The organism is Peribacillus sp. GL_122 (assembly GCF_057835005.1).
In genome coordinates this window covers 3,306,450-3,323,539 of sequence record NZ_CM174415.1, presented here as the reverse complement: position 1 = coordinate 3,323,539, position 17,090 = coordinate 3,306,450, and the positions used below count along the sequence as shown (strand labels likewise).

Here is a 17,090-nt window from a genome sequence, read left to right as displayed (position 1 = left end):
AGGTAGGAGGTAGTTTATGTTTAATTTGATTTGGATTGTCGTCGCCATTGTAGCATTTTTACTTATCGCACTTATTGCTGTCTTTATTACGAAATACCGCACGGCTGGTCCTGATGAAGCATTGATCGTGACTGGAAGCTACTTAGGAAGCAAAAATGTTCACATCGACGAATCAGGAAATAAAATAAAAATCGTCCGCGGAGGTGGCGCTTTCGTTCTCCCGGTGTTCCAGCAAGCGGAACCACTAAGCTTGTTGTCAAGCAAACTTGAGGTCTCAACTCCTGAAGTATATACAGAACAGGGAGTTCCAGTCATGGCTGATGGTGTATCGATAATCAAGATTGGCGGTTCAATCACCGATATTGCCACAGCAGCGGAGCAATTCCTTGGTAAATCCAAAGATGACCGTGAACAGGAAGCACGGGAAGTCTTAGAGGGACATCTTCGTTCCATCCTTGGGTCGATGACAGTCGAGGAAATTTATAAAAACCGCGAAAAGTTTTCCCAGGAAGTACAGAGGGTAGCCTCGCAGGATTTAGCTAAAATGGGACTCATCATCGTATCGTTCACCATTAAAGATGTTCGGGACAAAAATGGATATCTTGAATCCCTTGGTAAGCCAAGAATCGCACAAGTAAAGAGGGATGCCGATATAGCTACCGCAGAAGCAGAGAAAGAAACGCGAATCAAGCGCGCAGAAGCATCGAAGGAAGCACAGCGAGCTGAACTTGAAAGGGCAACAGAAATTGCGGAAGCCGAAAAAATCAATAAGCTAAAGGTTGCGGAATTCCGTCGCGAGCAGGATATTGCCAAAGCACGAGCTGACCAAGCTTACGATCTTGAAACGGCTAGATCTAAACAGGATGTAACAGAACAGGAAATGCAAATCAGGATCATTGAACGTCAGAAGCAAATTGAGCTGGAGGAAAAAGAAATCCTTCGCCGTGAAAAGCAATATGATTCAGAAGTGAAGAAAAAGGCGGATGCCGACCGTTATGCGGTAGAGCAGGCAGCCTCCGCTAACAAGATGAAACAGATTACAGAAGCGGATGCCGATAAGTATAAAATTGAAGCCATGGCGAAAGCGGAAGCGGAACGTGTTCGTATGGACGGTCTTGCTAAAGCGGACGCACAAAGGGCACAAGGTACGACAGAAGCGGAAATCATCCGGTTAAAAGGGGTAGCCGAGGCCGAAGCCAAGCAGAAGATTGCTGAAGCCTTTGAACAGTTTGGGCAAGCGGCTGTAATGGACATGATTTTGAAAATGCTGCCGGAGTATGCAAAACAAGTGGCAAGCCCGCTTAGTAATATCGATAAGATCACTGTAGTGGACACGGGTGGAAGCGGTTCGAATGGCGGGGCTAATAAAGTGACCGGGTATGCAACGGATTTAATGGCAACATTGCAGGAGTCATTAAAGGCATCTTCGGGAATTGATGTCAAAGATTTGCTTGAGAATTTCTCAGGAAAGAGAAATTTACCATTTTCCACCATTAGCCAGGAGAATATCGAAGCGAACATGAATATGGCAGCAGGCAAGGAAGAGTAACAGAGAAAAATAAAATGAAGAAAGGTAAGAGCACTTATATGCTCTTACCTTTTTTTTGAATAGTGCTCGTTTAAAAAAGGCTGGATCAGTTTAGCTGGCCTTTAATACTTAACAAATATGTTCGTCATACTCGGTTTTCAAGTAATTTATCATCTTTTGTTTTTGGTGGGAATAATGAAAGCAATTAAAATAAAAGGAAAAGTCGTCAAAAAAAGTGGATTTCTATCATCGAAGCCATAAGAATTTAAAATTATGATAGGGCTTCTTATGAAGCTCCTATAGTTAGTGGAAAAGTGAAGAACGCGAAGGAGTTACATTAATAATCCTCAGTTATTTTACTAAAGCTCCCGTGAACCCAAAAAGAAAAACGTCCCCACATCTTGCAGAAACCATAATAAACATTTACTTTTCTGCCAAGATTATTAAGAGCATGGGTCTATGAAGTTCTTCTTTCATTTCGGGAATACTCTTTAACATTTCTTCGGAAGGAATTGGTCTCTGGAAGTAGGAGAAAACCTCATCGTTTTCACACCAGAGAAACCGGGAACCTACATGTGCAGCTGCTGGATGGGAATGATCCGCGGTGTGATCATTGTGAAAGAAGCATAGGAGGAAGTAAAGGCTCCATAAAAGAAATCATCTGTATCCAATGGGGATAGCTGGTTTTTAAAAAAATAAAAAATCAAGTTGACAGTCACCATACTACGTGTTACAGCATACCCTGTAGTAAGTAACACTGGATACCAACAGCACTGAATAGTGAAGTTGCAAAAATATTTTTAAGAAAAAGTTGACACTTCTGCTACTCGGTGTTACAGTTTAGAAGTAATAAGTAATACTAAATAGCGTGATTTCCCAATAGCTATTCAGTAAAAATTTCCCTCAATACTAAGTATATAAGTCACAAAATAGAGGAGGCTCTGAACATGGAAAATTTAACTGAAATGCTGAAGGGTTCACTGGAAGGCTGCGTGCTGGAAATCATCAGCCGCCATGAAACATATGGCTACGAGATTACCCGACGCCTGAACGAGCTTGGGTTTACTGAAGTCGTAGAAGGGACGGTCTACACCATCCTCGTGCGATTAGAAAAGAAAAAACTGGTGAACATAGAGAAGAAACCGTCAGATATGGGTCCGCCCCGCAAGTTTTACTCACTTAATGAGGCTGGCCGCCAGGAACTTGAATTATTTTGGAAAAAATGGGATTTTGTATCGTCGAAAATCAACGTCTTAAAGTCAATCTAGCTTCATAAGATATTCCGTACGATATTTTTGGAGTGACTTGTTCAGCTTTATAAAAAAGGAGGAAAAATAACATGATGGAATTGTTCAAAAAAATGATTGGTGATAAAAAAGAGTATAAAATGATGATGGCACGGGTTGAAGCCCTGCCAGAGGACTACCAGTTTGTATTTAAGAAAATTCAAAACTACATGTGGAATTTCTCAGCAGGCAACGGGATGGATATGCTGCATATGCAGTATGAATTAATCGAGTTGTTCGAAGCCGGTGCGGCGGAAGGCAGACAAGTGCTGGAAATCACTGGGGACGACGTGGCGTCCTTTGCCGACGAACTAGTGGCAAACGCTAAAACCTATGTCGCCAAGTATCGTGAAGATTTGAATCAAAGTATCATGAAGCGATTGGGAAAAAATAAATTCAATAGATAATACTGACTGAATAGCTGGTTACAAATGTGAATTGCCACCTTCGCTATTCAGTTATATTTTCACCTCGGTAATAAGTAATACTGATTATCAGTCAGACTAAATAGAAGAGTATAGGCAATCTAGCTCCGCAAGGCGCTCGACCGGATAATTATGGATCTCGCAAGCGGCCTTGCTGCGCTATTTATAAGGAGGAAAAAAGTATGAGCAATGCAGCGATTTCTGTAAAAGGGTTAAAAAAATCCTTTAAAGACAAGGAGGTCTTAAAGGGGGTGGATTTTGAGGTGCGGCGTGGCGAAATTTTCGCACTGCTGGGCTCAAATGGAGCGGGCAAGACGACGACGGTCAACATCCTCTCGACACTGATGAAGGCCGATGGCGGCGAAGTAGGTATTTGCGGCTTTGACGTCCAGCGTCAACCGGATCATGTTCGCCAGAGCATCAGCCTGACAGGGCAGTTCGCAGCTTTAGACGGCATGCTCACCGGGCGGGAAAACCTGATGATGATCGCCAAGTTGCGGGGAGTTTCCAATCCCGCTCAAGTCGCTGACAATCTGCTTGCAAGATTCAGCCTGACCGATGCGGCCAACCGCCGGGCGGACAAATATTCCGGCGGGATGAAGCGCCGGCTTGACATCGCCATGAGCCTGATCGGGACGCCAGCAGTCATTTTTCTCGACGAACCGACGACAGGGCTTGACCCCGAAGCGCGGATTGAAGTCTGGAATACCGTCAAGGAGCTTGCCGGCGGCGGCACAACCATCTTGCTTACGACCCAGTACCTGGAGGAAGCCGAACAACTGGCGGACCGTATCGCCATCCTGAATGGCGGAAAAATCATATCGACCGGTACCCTTACCGAACTTAAGGAGATGTTCCCGCCAGCGAAAGTGGAGTACATCGAGAAGCAGCCGACATTGGAGGAAATTTTCCTCGCAATCATCGGCAAAAAGGAGGAGATGTAAATGAAAAGCAAAACAGGGGTACTACTAGGGCGTTTAATGCGCAACATCATGCGCAGCCCGGATACAATTATCACGGTGGCGATTACGCCGATTATGATGCTGCTGCTGTTTGTCTACGTATTTGGCGGCGCCATAGAGACAGGCACGGACAACTACGTCAATTATTTATTGCCGGGAATCTTGCTGATGGCTATCGCATCCGGTGTCGCTTACACTTCCGTGCGGCTGTTTACGGATGTAAAGAGCGGGCTGATGGCGCGTTTCATTACCATGCCCATCAAGCGCTCGTCGGTATTGTGGGCTCACGTGTTGACCTCGCTTGTTTCCAATGCGCTTACTGTCGTGGTGGTTATCCTCGTCGCGCTCTTGATGGGCTTCCGTTCCAACGCTGATATCCTGGATTGGCTCGCGGTAGCTGGGATACTCGGGCTGTTTACGCTGGCGCTGACATGGCTGGCTGTCATTCCCGGATTGACAGCGGGGTCTATGGAAGGGGCGACAGCCTACTCATACCCGCTGATTTTCCTGCCGTTTATCAGTTCGGCCTTTGTCCCCACCGAAACCATGCCTAAAATTGTCCGTGCGTTCGCTGAGAACCAGCCCGTGACTTCAATCGTGAATGCGATTCGTGCCCTCTTGTATGAAGGGTCTGTTGGCAAAGATATCTGGATCGCGCTTGCCTGGTGCGTCGGCATCATGGTCATCGCTTACTTCTTCGCCAGTAAACAATTTAAACGCCAGTTAGGGTAAGTACACCATTATGTGATTAGCCATATCAATAGTCAGCCGCTGAGATGAATGCATTTGCAATCACATGGAAGGCTGTTTAAATGCCGGGGCAACCATCGATGAAATCATTGAAACCCTAAAAATTGGTGTGATTGGTGGCGGTTCGATCACTTATCCCAACGCGAGGTTTGCCATGCATGCTTTAGAAGAATTTACAGCGGGTAGTGCTCTTTCGCAGGAGGAGAAATTAAAAGAAGAAAGTGCATAGATATAATTGACTGTAAAAGTGTAGATTCCGAGGCAAAATCGCTTTGGTAAATAATGTGATTAACTTAAGGAACTATGGATTACATTTCAGTTGGAATGTAATTCATAGTATTTTTTCGATTGAAGGAAAAAATTTTAAGGTAGCACGAAAAGAGAGAATTTTTCTCCCTTAAATCGGATTTCGAATCCTTCCAAGGCCTCTGAATGAGGGCTTTTTGCCTCACAGTTTGTGTCAACTCTGCGATAAGTCTAATAGCAAATCATGTTTGAGGTAAAACTATAATCGAAATACCTAAATGGTTTATGCAATTACCACTGTTACCAGTTTTAAAAAGTTGGACGGGGGTTAATTTGCGTACAAGTGGCAAGCCCGCTTAGTAATATCGACTAGATCACTGTAGTGGATACAGGTGGAAGCGGTGTGAATGGCGGAGCTAATAAAGTGACTGGGTATGCAACGGATTTAATGGCATCGTCGGGAATTGATGTCAAAGACTTGCTTGAGAATTTCTCAGGAAAGCGAAATTTACCATTTACCACCATCAGCCAGGAGAATATCGAAGCGAACATGAATATGGCAGCAGGCAAGGAAGAGTAACAGGGGAAATTTTAAGGAGGTAAGAGCTACTTGTATGCTCTTACCTTTTTTTGAATCGTTTTCGTTTAAAAAAGTCTGCCCTAATATAATTAATAAATATGTTCGTCATATTTCTGTGAACTCTATGGAATATTCATATTCGAAGGTTACCAAATTTAACAGTAACCTTTTCAGTTTTAGGTTTAGCTTTTTTTTCCACTGGTATTGCTTATCTTCTTTATTTTTATCTTAAAAAAAATGTGGGTCCAACCAGGATAGTAAGCGTTACTTTATTAGTTCCTATATTTGGAATGATTTTGGGGGGCTTATTTTTAAATGAACACACTAAAATAAGTACTTATCTAGGATTAGCAATAATTATGACAAGTATATTTTTTGTGTTAGGTGTTACGACACTTATGTGTGCACCAATGGGACCAATTCGTGAAAGCGATGGCGGCAGAGACTTTATTAGAAATTTGCTTAAAGAAGCAACAAATATTATGAGAGCGTGTAATCTATTACGAAGTTAGTGGGGGAAGCTCACTCATATAAACAACTCCTTCAGAAAGTAATTACATAGATTTTATTTAGGCCCAACAACCGTTCTGATCATATTCTAAACAAAAGAGGTTCAAGGACAATCGATCCGGTCCTGAGGTATGGGTTCTATACCAGGTAGCGGACGATAAAAGTACAAATCTTAATCAGGTAAATCAGTGGCTAACGAAAGTACCGTATAGTCCAAATGATGATTTGGATAAAATGGGAAATTTAATTCTTTCTGGACTAGAAAATCTATAAGGGAGTCTGCCGACAAAACGGGGATATAATACGTTAAGTAATTTTCAGTCTAAAAGTCGATTCACTTAATATTCATTTTTTCATCATGGATTTTACCATTTCCGAGCCTATTCTGATTTTCCTAAAATATTCTAATGTTCAAACTTTCACAAATTGTTCACAACAACAATGAAAACGCTTACGATTTTCGTTATATAATATACATATCTTAACTGATTTCATAGTATTGCACCAATTATCATACAATTTTTAATAAATATTTGAATAGACAGAAAGGAGATAATCAGATGATCTTGAAATCGTTGAAAAAAAAGGGCATAACGACCATCATTTATTATAAAGAAGGAGTATTAAAAACATGTAAGGGTCAATTGCATAAACTTAACCTCAATGAACAAACCCTTTCCTTAAAGGATGAAAATCAAAAGATTTTCTCTATTCGTTTATCTCGTATTATGGAAATATACTAACTTAATTACTTTCATTTAACTAATTAAAGTTACAATATATTTATTAATCCCGAATCTTTAGTATATTACTAGAGGTTCTTTTTTCATATATGGAAAGCTAAAGGGTCGTTTAGCATTCCTGTAGTTAGTAATAAAGGAAACTGCCTCGATAATGCCTGTGTAGAATCGTTCTTTTCACATTTTAAAACAGAAATGTTGTATCAAATTGATTGTAAAACAGAGGAAGAGTTAATACAAGCTATAGAAACATATATGTATCATTACTATTATAAGTGATACCAAAAACGACTAAACCACCGTGCTCCAGTAGAATACCGAATCACGGTGGCTGCATAGTCTTTTTTAGCACTGTCTACTTGACAGAGGTAAGTTCTCTACCTTGGCCAGAGGTGCGGTCTTTTCTGGGTATTAAACCCTCACGCTGATGATTCATGTTCCATCTTGCTAGATCGCCAAAAAAAGCTGGTTAAATGAACATAGACAAACCAACAGAACCGTCTGTCCTGGTGGTTGTTTAGTTGCCTTTACTCCTCTTCATAGAGCGTAAGAAAGGAATCCGGCTCGGCACTTCCCTCTGCGATCGCGTTTACCCTGTCGACGAACTCCGGTCGAATCAGATGACGCAACGGCTGGTCTACTTGATTCAATTGTTTGAATGCCTCCCTAGCCAACTCATCCCATTCCTTGTAGCGATACAGATAATCATCCGGCATCACTACGGTGCTAGAAGTCCCTTCCTCCGGTTCACACTCAAAAGGTTCGTCTAACCCGAGCGTAGCATAGTCGCATGTGATTTGCTCTCCGGGAAGAATATCCCTCGACGCCAATTCAATCTCATAGACCGTCGATACCACATTTGGACTGAAGCTATGATTCATGTATCTGGCATGATCCCAGCACAGCACGTAGTTATCGTCATCGTTGAGGTAGGCATATTTATAGACGATTTCCCTTCGCACGAGATCAAGCGATTCAATTTCATCTTCCTCGAGAATGATGTCCAAATCATCCAATGCCCAGATGATCGTTCCTTTGGGGATCATTTTTGTGGCAAAAACACCCACACCAATCTTTTCATTGACAAACCGAATCTCGGTATCTGGATGTATCATCGATTCTGTTCACCCTTTCTCAAAACTTACTATTACTATATACAGCAGTTTCGTTTAAGTGACCGGTCGTTCGCGTATTTTATCCAAGTTCAATCAGCGGAATGTCCCCCTGGAAAACGAGAAAGCTCTTTTATTTTTGTTCCACAATCGGGAGCTTTTTTACATTCAAAAATCATCCTGCCATAAACGATATCTTTTGAATGCCGAATACACCTTCAAAATATGTTTCTTCAATGGTATAACCCCTTTCTATTTAACTACTGCCACCTTAGTTGAAAAAGCACTTTTTCTAAATCTCATATTATTAATTCTAACATCTCTCTTATTCATAGACAGAAGCACATACGTAGCGATCATTAGAATCATATATTGTTTAAGAAATCCTTGCACATGTTTCACGTGCAGCATTAATTGGCGAAAGGAGTGATGAAATGTTAAATGGGACAAGTTCATTGTCCATTTCTATATTAGGCAGCAGTGGAGGTGTTGCAAAAGCGGTATTGGCCATTCTAAATCAATCCGCCCAAGATAAAAATGACCCTATGTACTCCATCATTAGCACTTCCCAGCTTCACCTAATTGATGTTAAACAAAAGGATAAAGAGTATTACGACCAATTATTCCCTAATCTTGCCGATAAAATAAAAATTTACCAGCTTGACCTCGCAGTTTTAAGTCACTTTCAGAAACATTTAAAAAAGACAAAAACGAAAGTAGTCATTGATGTTTCATGGGCCGATACAATTGAGATGATGAAATGCTGTAACGAATTAGATGTTTTTTACGTCAATTCTGCCCTCGAGAATACCGAGGTTGATGAGGACGAAAGTCTATATGGTTTCCCATTGACAGAGCGATATATTAGATTTGAAGATAGCAAAAAAAATCTTACCAATATAAAGGCGATTGTTGGCTCGGGGATGAATCCTGGCGTAGTGCAATGGATGGCCATAAAACTCATAAACGAAAATCCGGATCAAAAACCATTAGCCTGCTACATTGTGGAGCATGACGATTCCTTTTTTAAAGACAAAACGTTAATCAAACCTAACACACTCTATACTTCTTGGTCGGTCGAATGCTTCCTGGATGAAGCGATATTAAGCTACCCTATGTTTGTCCATCATCATTTGCCACAATATTTTTATGAAGAAGTTTATGCAATGGAGTATAAAGTAAGGTTAGGGCAAAAAGAGTTTTATGGTTGTCTAATGCCACATGAAGAAGTGATTACATTAGGTAAATTATTTGATATGCAATTGGGGTTTATTTATCGTGTTAATGAATATACAACGGAATCAATCCGAAATAATTTGGCTAATGTAGACGTTCTCTGGGATTGGAATCAACAATTGCTTGATCCAGATGTAGGTGAAATTGAAGGTGAAGACCTAGTTGGTGTCCTATTAGTTTACGAGGATAGCGAAAAGTATATATATAATGTGATGAAAAGTAGTGAAATATATCCGAAATTCAAAACAAACGCCACGTACTTCCAAGTTGCTTGTGGCATTTATGCTGCTATGGCCAGCATAATCCTGGATGACCTTTCTTTAGGTATCCATTATGTTGATGAGCTTTTGCTCAACACCAAAAGCAAGTACGGAGGGTATTTAACCTACCATATGACTGACTTTGTCACAGGAGAAAATAAAGGCTCCGATGGATTATTGCATCAAAGACTTAAATGGATTGAATAGGCTGATTGATAAGCAGAGACATTGCATTCATTTGTTTTCTAAAGCATCCTAATAAGTTGATGCACTGCTAGTTAATTTGTTATTGACTTCCCTCTTTCATTTACAAAATCTATTTAGTTAGGAGATTAGAATGGGAAAAGCACTTATTATTGTTTGTGGTGGGGTAGCTTCAGTAGCCATTCATAAATGTTGCCCATGATTGAAATCGTTCACATGAAGGGTAATTAACTAACAGGTGCAATATTCGTCAGAAAAGAGGAATACACGGAGCAGCATTCTTTAATGAGTTATTCCGTAATAGGGCGCATTTGTTGAATAACGAAATTCTCATTTTATTGTAGTTAAATCTTAATGTTGTTGTTGTAGTAAATAAGGTCATATGTAGTACAAAATAGGATAGATAAAGCTGATAAAGTTCTGACTTTATCTATCCTTTTATTTTACCTTATATAATGTGTGACATTATATATTACTTCCTTTTTATCAAGTCATTTCATCATAACCTTGACTTATAATAAAATTTATATGCTCTTATCTTTTTTTTGAATAGTGCTCGTTTAAAGGCAGGATCAGTTTATCTGGCCTTTATACTTAACATATATGTTCGTCATACTCGGTTTTCAAGTAATTTATCATCTTTTGTTTTTGCTGGGAATAATGAAAGCAATTAAAATAAAAGGAAAAGTCGTCAAAAAAGAGAGGATTTTTATCATCGAATCCATAAGAATTTAAAAAATCCGAGATTATTTTTTCTTGATCGACTAAGTCGAACAAGCCGGATACATAAAAATGATAACTGAATTTATCATATAAAAAAAGGTATCCTGTATCATCAAAAATATTTTTCACTGTAAGACCATCCAATTCTAACTCACTCCTTCCTTACCAATATACCTTTTTATCGATAAAATTATTCAGTGCTCATCTTTCGGGGAATATTATTATATTTAATGCAGCGTGTTTTTTATACCTTCAATGTATTAAAGGTATGAAATAAAGGCAGGCAGAAGAATCGGGAACGAAAAAAGCACATCCAATAAGGATGTGCTTTCATAAAAGTATTATTTGTACATTTCAGCCACTTGTTTTTGCAATTGGCTATTTTCAAGGTACTCATCATAACTCATTTGCTTATCGACTGTACCTTTTGGTGTAAGTTCAATGATTCGGTTCGCTACAGTTTGGATGAACTGATGATCATGAGAAGAGAAGATCATCGATCCTTTAAAGCTGATCAAACCGTTGTTTAATGCCGTAATCGACTCTAAGTCCAGATGGTTAGTAGGTTCATCAAGCATTAGGACGTTAGAACCACTTAACATCATTTTAGAAAGCATACAGCGGACTTTTTCGCCCCCTGAAAGTACACTTGCCTTTTTCGTTACTTCATCGCCAGAGAATAACATTCTGCCCAAGAAACCGCGCAGGAAGCTTTCGCTCTGGTCATTAGGAGAATATTGACGGAGCCAATCGACAAGATTTAAATCGACACCTTCAAAGAATTCAGCATTATCCTTAGGGAAGTATGCCTGAGAGGTCGTAACGCCCCATTTGAATGAACCGCTATCCGGTTCAATTTCACCTGCCAAGATTTTGAACATTGTTGTTTTAGCAATCTCATCTTTACCGACAAATGCAATCTTGTCGCCTTTATTCATCGTGAAGCTGACGTTATCCAATATTTTTATGCCATCGATCGTTTTCGAGATTCCATCGACACGAAGCAGATCGTTCCCGATTTCACGCTCAGGTGTAAAGCCGACATATGGATAGCGGCGCGAAGAAGGCTGTATGTCATCCAAGCTGATTTTGTCCAATAATTTCTTACGGGATGTTGCTTGGCTAGATTTGGATGCATTAGCACTGAATCGAGCGATGAAATTTTGAAGCTCTTTGATTTTTTCTTCTTTTTTCTTATTGGCATCTTGAGTAAGTTTAAGGGCAAGCTGGCTTGATTCATACCAGAAGTCATAGTTCCCGATATAAACTTTGATTTTACCGAAATCAAGATCCGCAATATGTGTACAAACTTTGTTAAGGAAGTAACGGTCATGGGAAACTACGATAACAGTGTTTTCAAAGTTGATCAAGAATTCTTCCAGCCATTTGATCGCTTTTAAGTCCAAGTGGTTGGTAGGCTCATCCAGTAAAAGAACATCCGGTTTACCGAATAGTGCCTGGGCAAGTAATACTTTAACTTTGTCGCCACCGTTCAATTCAGCCATTTTCTTTGTATGCAGGTCTTCTGCAATGCCTAGGCCTTTTAAGAGGATTGAAGCTTCAGGTTCAGCTTCCCAGCCGTTTAATTCGGCAAATTCACCTTCAAGTTCGGCAGCTTTCATTCCGTCTTCGTCCGTGAAGTTTTCCTTCATATAGATGGCATCTTTTTCTTGCATGACTTCATATAATCTTTCATGTCCCATAATGACAACTTTAAGGACTTCTTCCTCTTCATAAGCGAAGTGATCTTGTTTTAGAACGGCAAGGCGTTCGCCAGGTCCCATATGAACATCACCGGATTGCGCTTCAATTTCACCTGAAAGGATTTTTAAGAAAGTGGATTTACCCGCACCATTCGCCCCAATCAGGCCATAGCAGTTACCAGGCGTGAATTTTATATTAACATCTTCAAACAGTTTACGATCGCCATAGCGTAAACCAACATTATTTACTGTAATCATTTATTTACATTCCTCCAAAATACTTTTGTTTCAACGTGTCCAACACTTTGTTTCATTAGTTATACGCTGATTCACACAAACAGCAGTTTACGATCTTGTATGTTTTAAACTGTGCATCATTTAAATTGTATCTTATTTATGCAAAAAGTTAAAGGTTCATTAGCAAAAACCAACATTTATAATCAAAAAAGAGGCTAATAAAAGTCTCTTTTTTTATATCATATCTAATAATTTTCGCTGTTTAGGTTTTCCGAATGCAGTCTTCTCTCGATCCACTCTGTTTAACTCTTCATAGAGTGTATTTATAACTTTAGTTAGTCCTTCAGTTCATCGTTCAAAATACAAGAAGGATTTGAACCGTATGATGAAATTTTAAATGTTTATTTTAAAGTTCTTGATAAGAGTAAATATATTTAACGCGAGGAACTCATCAATCATAAAAGCACTCAGCCTAAATGGTCGAGTGCTTTTTGTGTCTTATTTAATACTTCTTTATTTTTATTAATGAAAACTTTATTTCTTAATATCATTTCTTTATTATTAAGCCCATCATTTAGTTCGGTAGTATTGTTCAGTTTCTCTAGAAGTGAGACTATTGATGGCATTGCTAATAATTCATGGAAAGCTATGTTTGTTTTAGTAGATAAGATTTTTAGCTCAGTAAGTTGACGAGGAGATAAAAAAGACTCAAATGGTTGCCTTTCATTTATTTCCATGATTGTACCCTCCATATGATGTGAATTATTAAATTGTAATTTAATTATAAAATAGATAAGTTCAATAAATGTATTAATCATGTAAAGATTTGATGAATTGCAGAATAAAGGAGGGAATTGAGTAATCGGGTGCTTTAAATGGAAAATGTATAAATTCTTACTCATAGAAACCCTCCGTCCATAACCATTACATCTATTGAACATTAAAAAACCAGGATAAGGGACACTTTTTTATGTGTGTTCGTTATCCGGGGTATAGTTTAACTTAAAGTGTTTTTTTATGAATATTCTCGAAAATACAGCAGATAGTACTAAGGTATCTAATTTTAAAGGAGTGACTAACATGAAATACACATTTTTAACAAGCGCCTTGATTGCTCTATTCCTTACCGGCTGTGGGACAAGTGATGATAATGATAATGGAAAAAATGTAGGAATGAATACTCGAAGCGATAAAAATAATGCCAATACCTTGAATGTAAATGACAGAAACGGCGACAACGATTACAATGCAAGGCAATTAAGCAATGATGACAATGATAATAAAATGCGCGTGGCTGATGAAGTAGCAGATCAGCTAGAGGATTTGAAGGATGTAGAGGGCGCCTCTGTCATAATTACAGATAATAACGCATACGTTGCAGTGAATCTGACAAATGACAAGAACCTGACAAATGACTTAGAAAAGAAAATTGTTGATCAAGTAAAAAAACAGGATGAAGGTACAGACAATGTTTATGTCTCTGCAAATCCAGACTTTGTTAAAAGTATGAAAGGATATGTCAACGATATTCAAAATGGAAAGCCGATTAGCGGAATATTTGATGAGTTTGGTGATATGGCACAAAGAATGTTCCCGGATGCCAAATAGAAGAAGTTTAAATTAGAGAGTTTAAGCGTGATGTTTAGGCTCTCTAAACCAACATTCTGAGGTTATCACTGAACTGGGATCTAGTATGGTTGAGTAGTGTTTTCTCCAAAGAAAAAAGGCAGTCAAGATGACTACCTAATATTCAATATTATTTTTTCCATAATGCTTTTAACGGACTATGTTCAGCATGTAAATCTGCAACGTCATCATGATTGAGGGTCACATAGCGTTTTGTTTGTTCGATGTTCATGTGACCTAATATCGCCTGTAAACTGAATAAATCGCCGCCATTTTTTAAATAGAGTTTTGCACATGTATGTCTAAAAGTATGGGGGCTACAACGAATTCCTTCAACCTTAGCTCGTTTCCCATATTTTTCAATTAGTTGATATAAACCACGATTAGTGAGTTGGTTACCAGCAATATTAATAAATAGTTGCGAGTATTTGCTTTCACCACGGACAGTAAGCCATCTTCGTATAGCATTTTTAGTCCGATGAGTAATCGGTACTTTTCTCATATGGTATGTTTTTGTATGGCGAACCATAATATAATTTTGCTCAAACACCATATCAAAGACGTTTAAATTTAATATTTTATTTTGACGCAGACCACATTCAAGTAACACAAGGCAAATAGCCGTATCTCGAACGCCTATCCAAGTATTATTTTCTATCTCATTCTCATTGAACAATTACGGCGCTTTACGCCATCACCAGCATTAATTGGTACTTTTTTATTGTCATAAAGCCATTTGAGTACTGTTTTAAATGCTCTTAAACGAATGGTAATACTAGAAGGAGACAACTCTTTTTTGTTTTTCATGTAGAGAATTAAATCGGTGATGTGTTCACTAGTTAATTGATCTGGTGAGATATCTAGTTCTTGTTCTTCCCAGTAACGAAATATCATGCGAGTTTCTTTAACGTAATAGAAAGAAGTTGATTCTCGTAAACCTCTTATCTCGCAATCCTTTAAGAACATTTCCATAGCACTTGTCCAATCGGTAACGTAATGTACCTTTTTATCTACTGAATTAAGCTTTTGTTGTTCATCCTTAGTTAAAAAGCGAGTCCTTTTCATAATATTTACGCTCCCTATATAGTTTACGATACACCGTAAACAAGAGCGTAAACTGCACAGCGTAGAATCAGCGTTTTACTCCAATATTAACATCTTCAAACAGTTTACGATCGCCATAGCGTAAACCAACATTATTTACTGTAATCATTTATTTACATTCCTCCAAAATACTTTTGTTTCAACGTGTCCAACACTTTGTTTCATTAGTTATACGCTGATTCACACAAACAGCAGTTTATGTTCAATAATTTTTTAAATGCCGTTCGTTAAATTGTATCTTATTTCTTATGTTTCTTATGAAAATTAAAGGCAGATTAGCAAAAACAAACGTTTATAAGCAAAAATTACACAAGGATTTAATTTTGTTTTTAAAATGTCGCGTATAAAGTATGTTTTATTTTTTCACAGAAGAAATTTATAGGCATAAAGACTCATTACTTTTCAACCTTTTAATTGGTAATATAGGTAACTGTAACTAACAAGACAGGAGGATCATAAATGAGTGATTCAGTAGGTTTTTGGAAACGTTTTTTTGCAGGATTATTGGATGGCATAATAGTATCTTTACCATTAGCGATAATTTTCGGGTTGATTACTGGAGATTGGGAAAATGAAAACTTTTCAACGTTCTTCGACTTTCTTTACATGCTGCTTGTCCCGATATTATGGTATGGCTATACAGTAGGTAAACGGATTATGGGAATACGCATAGTAAGGATGGACGGCAAAAAATTAGGAATAGGCACAATGCTATTGAGGTATTTAGTTGCTGCTTTGGTTTATGCCATTACATTGGGGATAGGGTTTATTGTTAGTGCATTCATGGTCGGCCTAAGGAAAGACCATAGAGCGATACATGATTTCATAGCTGGTACATACGTGACATCAAATAAACCATGATTCATTGATTAGAGTTTAATAGCTGTTTCAGACTGTAGGCAAACTTGGAGAATCAAGTTTGTCTATAGTTTTTTGAGGGTTTGTAAAAATCTATTGTTGATTGGAACGGAGGGCACTCGCTTGGACGCGCTAATCTAAGCAAGAGTCTCGCACACCCGTTCCAATCAACTTTGTTTAACATTTAGATAGCACTCCTTTTGAAAAGCAGTTAATAGCTGCTTTTTTTATGCGTAATTACACATTCTAACCGATATGATTTTTTCATGAACCGTACATGGTATCTTCATCATAGGGAATTTTGCAGAATACTTTATTGGGGCTATTTTAAGAAATATTACATTGGAAACCACGATAGAATATTTTATCCATTAAAACAGTAGCAGTTAGGAAGCAAAAAGCACTTCACCTTATGGTCAAGTGCTTTGGTTATTCAAAACCTCTTTATTTTGATTGATAATGATTTTATTTCTTAAAATCATTTCCTTATTATTAAGTCCAACATTCAGTTCTTTGGTATTATTCACCTTTTCCAGCAGTGACACTACAGATATTTCCAATATTTCAGAGATAGGCATATTTGTTTTGGATGATAAAATTTCAAGTTCATGGATTAATTTAGGGGATAGCATTGGTTGTCTTTCATTTATTTCCATGACAGTACCCACTTTCTTAAAAAAATTATTTAATTGTAATTTAAGTATATAATGTGAGTTTCCAATAAAACATTAAATTAGCGTTATTTATGTTAAGAGATGATGACAATTGTAGAAGAAAGGTATAATCGAGCACTTTACCCTAATGGAGGTGCTGATCATTACCAGTGAATCATGATGAGCGACCGAATAAAGGTATCCCAATCCATCATACCTTTCATGATGATGCCTAACGCCCGGACTCAGCTATAGTAATTCCCCGCCCATATTTTATATTTCTATGATGTCCGCCCCTTTTACCGGGGCCATCTTTATTTGATCGTATTCCTTTTTAGGGCGGATGG

Annotated in this window: 17 protein-coding genes and 3 pseudogenes; 14 read left to right on the top strand and 6 right to left on the bottom strand. The window is 38.4% G+C overall.

All coding sequences use genetic code 11. The features are described 5' to 3' along the window. Positions 1–16 precede the first annotated feature (16 nt). From floT to AC3ISB_RS15925, 11 genes and pseudogenes are all read left to right on the top strand, one after another. A complete protein-coding gene (gene floT, locus AC3ISB_RS15975; protein WP_480339435.1) occupies positions 17–1,549 on the top strand; it encodes a flotillin lipid rafts scaffold protein FloT in 1,533 nt (510 codons plus the stop codon). 926 nt (positions 1,550–2,475) lie between these two features. Further along, a complete protein-coding gene (locus tag AC3ISB_RS15970; protein ID WP_016131412.1) occupies positions 2,476–2,796 on the top strand; it encodes a PadR family transcriptional regulator in 321 nt (106 codons plus the stop codon). A 71-nt stretch (positions 2,797–2,867) separates the two neighbouring features. Then, the gene (locus AC3ISB_RS15965) at positions 2,868–3,221 is read left to right on the top strand and encodes a DUF1048 domain-containing protein (protein WP_098369394.1); all 354 of its coding nucleotides are present in this window, start codon (positions 2,868–2,870) and stop codon (positions 3,219–3,221) included. A 200-nt stretch (positions 3,222–3,421) separates the two neighbouring features. Then, positions 3,422–4,183 (top strand): ABC transporter ATP-binding protein, encoded by a 762-nt coding sequence (locus AC3ISB_RS15960; protein ID WP_141993732.1) that lies wholly within the window; start codon positions 3,422–3,424, stop codon positions 4,181–4,183. After that, positions 4,184–4,933, top strand: coding sequence for an ABC transporter permease (locus AC3ISB_RS15955; protein ID WP_141993731.1), 750 nt, complete (start codon positions 4,184–4,186; stop codon positions 4,931–4,933). It abuts the gene before it with no gap. Between the two features lie 64 nt (positions 4,934–4,997). Beyond that, positions 4,998–5,180 carry a carboxymuconolactone decarboxylase family protein gene (locus AC3ISB_RS15950; RefSeq protein ID WP_218925099.1) on the top strand — a complete coding sequence of 61 codons (183 nt, stop codon included), beginning with the start codon at positions 4,998–5,000 and terminating at the stop codon, positions 5,178–5,180. 357 nt (positions 5,181–5,537) lie between these two features. Then, a pseudogene (locus tag AC3ISB_RS15945) lies at positions 5,538–5,777 on the top strand (flotillin family protein); the annotation flags it as partial. Positions 5,778–5,908: 131 nt separating this feature from the next. After that, a pseudogene (locus AC3ISB_RS15940) lies at positions 5,909–6,148 on the top strand (EamA family transporter); the annotation flags it as partial. 12 nt (positions 6,149–6,160) lie between these two features. Further along, positions 6,161–6,268, top strand: a pseudogene (locus AC3ISB_RS15935) (oxidoreductase); the annotation flags it as partial. Between the two features lie 579 nt (positions 6,269–6,847). Further along, positions 6,848–7,030, top strand: a complete 183-nt coding sequence (locus tag AC3ISB_RS15930; RefSeq protein ID WP_034307388.1) for a YolD-like family protein — start codon at positions 6,848–6,850, stop codon at positions 7,028–7,030. Between the two features lie 87 nt (positions 7,031–7,117). After that, positions 7,118–7,306 (top strand): IS3 family transposase, encoded by a 189-nt coding sequence (locus AC3ISB_RS15925; RefSeq protein ID WP_141993742.1) that lies wholly within the window; start codon positions 7,118–7,120, stop codon positions 7,304–7,306. Between the two features lie 248 nt (positions 7,307–7,554). Here the strand turns inward: AC3ISB_RS15925 and AC3ISB_RS15920 are convergent, their stop codons facing one another. Then, positions 7,555–8,142 carry an SET domain-containing protein gene (locus AC3ISB_RS15920; RefSeq protein WP_141993730.1) on the bottom strand — a complete coding sequence of 196 codons (588 nt, stop codon included), beginning with the start codon at positions 8,140–8,142 and terminating at the stop codon, positions 7,555–7,557. A 431-nt stretch (positions 8,143–8,573) separates the two neighbouring features. On the opposite strand from AC3ISB_RS15920, the gene AC3ISB_RS15915 reads away from it, so the two are divergent. Then, on the top strand, positions 8,574–9,842 hold the full coding sequence (locus AC3ISB_RS15915) for a saccharopine dehydrogenase NADP-binding domain-containing protein (RefSeq protein WP_489273704.1): 1,269 nt from the start codon (positions 8,574–8,576) through the stop codon (positions 9,840–9,842). Between the two features lie 1,061 nt (positions 9,843–10,903). Here the strand turns inward: AC3ISB_RS15915 and AC3ISB_RS15910 are convergent. Further along, positions 10,904–12,523 carry an ABC-F family ATP-binding cassette domain-containing protein gene (locus tag AC3ISB_RS15910; RefSeq protein ID WP_489273703.1) on the bottom strand — a complete coding sequence of 540 codons (1,620 nt, stop codon included), beginning with the start codon at positions 12,521–12,523 and terminating at the stop codon, positions 10,904–10,906. 446 nt (positions 12,524–12,969) lie between these two features. Then, the gene (locus tag AC3ISB_RS15905) at positions 12,970–13,239 is read right to left on the bottom strand and encodes a hypothetical protein (RefSeq protein WP_480339436.1); all 270 of its coding nucleotides are present in this window, start codon (positions 13,237–13,239) and stop codon (positions 12,970–12,972) included. A gap of 343 nt (positions 13,240–13,582) precedes the next feature. Between AC3ISB_RS15905 and AC3ISB_RS15900 the strand changes: the two genes are divergently transcribed. Then, positions 13,583–14,110, top strand: a complete 528-nt coding sequence (locus AC3ISB_RS15900; RefSeq protein ID WP_098369402.1) for a YhcN/YlaJ family sporulation lipoprotein — start codon at positions 13,583–13,585, stop codon at positions 14,108–14,110. 148 nt (positions 14,111–14,258) lie between these two features. On the opposite strand, the gene AC3ISB_RS15895 is transcribed toward AC3ISB_RS15900, so the two are convergent. Then, the gene (locus tag AC3ISB_RS15895) at positions 14,259–14,804 is read right to left on the bottom strand and encodes a tyrosine-type recombinase/integrase (protein ID WP_489273702.1); all 546 of its coding nucleotides are present in this window, start codon (positions 14,802–14,804) and stop codon (positions 14,259–14,261) included. Continuing rightward, complete coding sequence (locus AC3ISB_RS15890; protein ID WP_480339437.1) at positions 14,783–15,193, bottom strand: phage integrase N-terminal SAM-like domain-containing protein; 411 nt, start codon at positions 15,191–15,193, stop codon at positions 14,783–14,785. Before AC3ISB_RS15890 ends, AC3ISB_RS15895 begins: the two co-directional genes overlap by 22 nt. Positions 15,194–15,691: 498 nt before the next feature. Between AC3ISB_RS15890 and AC3ISB_RS15885 the strand changes: the two genes are divergently transcribed. Continuing rightward, a complete protein-coding gene (locus tag AC3ISB_RS15885; protein ID WP_489273701.1) occupies positions 15,692–16,093 on the top strand; it encodes an RDD family protein in 402 nt (133 codons plus the stop codon). Between the two features lie 413 nt (positions 16,094–16,506). On the opposite strand, the gene AC3ISB_RS15880 is transcribed toward AC3ISB_RS15885, so the two are convergent. Continuing rightward, positions 16,507–16,746: a hypothetical protein gene (locus tag AC3ISB_RS15880; protein ID WP_141993726.1), complete on the bottom strand. Its 240-nt coding sequence runs from the start codon at positions 16,744–16,746 to the stop codon at positions 16,507–16,509. Between the last annotated feature and the right edge of the window lie 344 nt (positions 16,747–17,090).

Excerpts from the sequence above, each read along its gene's own strand:
- AC3ISB_RS15950 (WP_218925099.1), top strand. The coding sequence starts at position 4,998 with ATGGAAGGCTGTTTAAATGCCGGGGCAACCATCGATGAAATCATTGAA.
- AC3ISB_RS15890 (WP_480339437.1), bottom strand. The coding sequence starts at position 15,193 with ATGAAAAGGACTCGCTTTTTAACTAAGGATGAACAACAAAAGCTTAAT.
- AC3ISB_RS15930 (WP_034307388.1), top strand. The coding sequence starts at position 6,848 with ATGATCTTGAAATCGTTGAAAAAAAAGGGCATAACGACCATCATTTAT.
- AC3ISB_RS15970 (WP_016131412.1), top strand. The coding sequence starts at position 2,476 with ATGGAAAATTTAACTGAAATGCTGAAGGGTTCACTGGAAGGCTGCGTG.
- floT (WP_480339435.1), top strand. The coding sequence starts at position 17 with ATGTTTAATTTGATTTGGATTGTCGTCGCCATTGTAGCATTTTTACTT.
- AC3ISB_RS15955 (WP_141993731.1), top strand. The coding sequence starts at position 4,184 with ATGAAAAGCAAAACAGGGGTACTACTAGGGCGTTTAATGCGCAACATC.
- AC3ISB_RS15900 (WP_098369402.1), top strand. The coding sequence starts at position 13,583 with ATGAAATACACATTTTTAACAAGCGCCTTGATTGCTCTATTCCTTACC.
- AC3ISB_RS15905 (WP_480339436.1), bottom strand. The coding sequence starts at position 13,239 with ATGGAAATAAATGAAAGGCAACCATTTGAGTCTTTTTTATCTCCTCGT.
- AC3ISB_RS15965 (WP_098369394.1), top strand. The coding sequence starts at position 2,868 with ATGATGGAATTGTTCAAAAAAATGATTGGTGATAAAAAAGAGTATAAA.
- AC3ISB_RS15880 (WP_141993726.1), bottom strand. The coding sequence starts at position 16,746 with ATGGAAATAAATGAAAGACAACCAATGCTATCCCCTAAATTAATCCAT.
- AC3ISB_RS15910 (WP_489273703.1), bottom strand. The coding sequence starts at position 12,523 with ATGATTACAGTAAATAATGTTGGTTTACGCTATGGCGATCGTAAACTG.
- AC3ISB_RS15885 (WP_489273701.1), top strand. The coding sequence starts at position 15,692 with ATGAGTGATTCAGTAGGTTTTTGGAAACGTTTTTTTGCAGGATTATTG.
- AC3ISB_RS15920 (WP_141993730.1), bottom strand. The coding sequence starts at position 8,142 with ATGATACATCCAGATACCGAGATTCGGTTTGTCAATGAAAAGATTGGT.
- AC3ISB_RS15915 (WP_489273704.1), top strand. The coding sequence starts at position 8,574 with ATGTTAAATGGGACAAGTTCATTGTCCATTTCTATATTAGGCAGCAGT.
- AC3ISB_RS15960 (WP_141993732.1), top strand. The coding sequence starts at position 3,422 with ATGAGCAATGCAGCGATTTCTGTAAAAGGGTTAAAAAAATCCTTTAAA.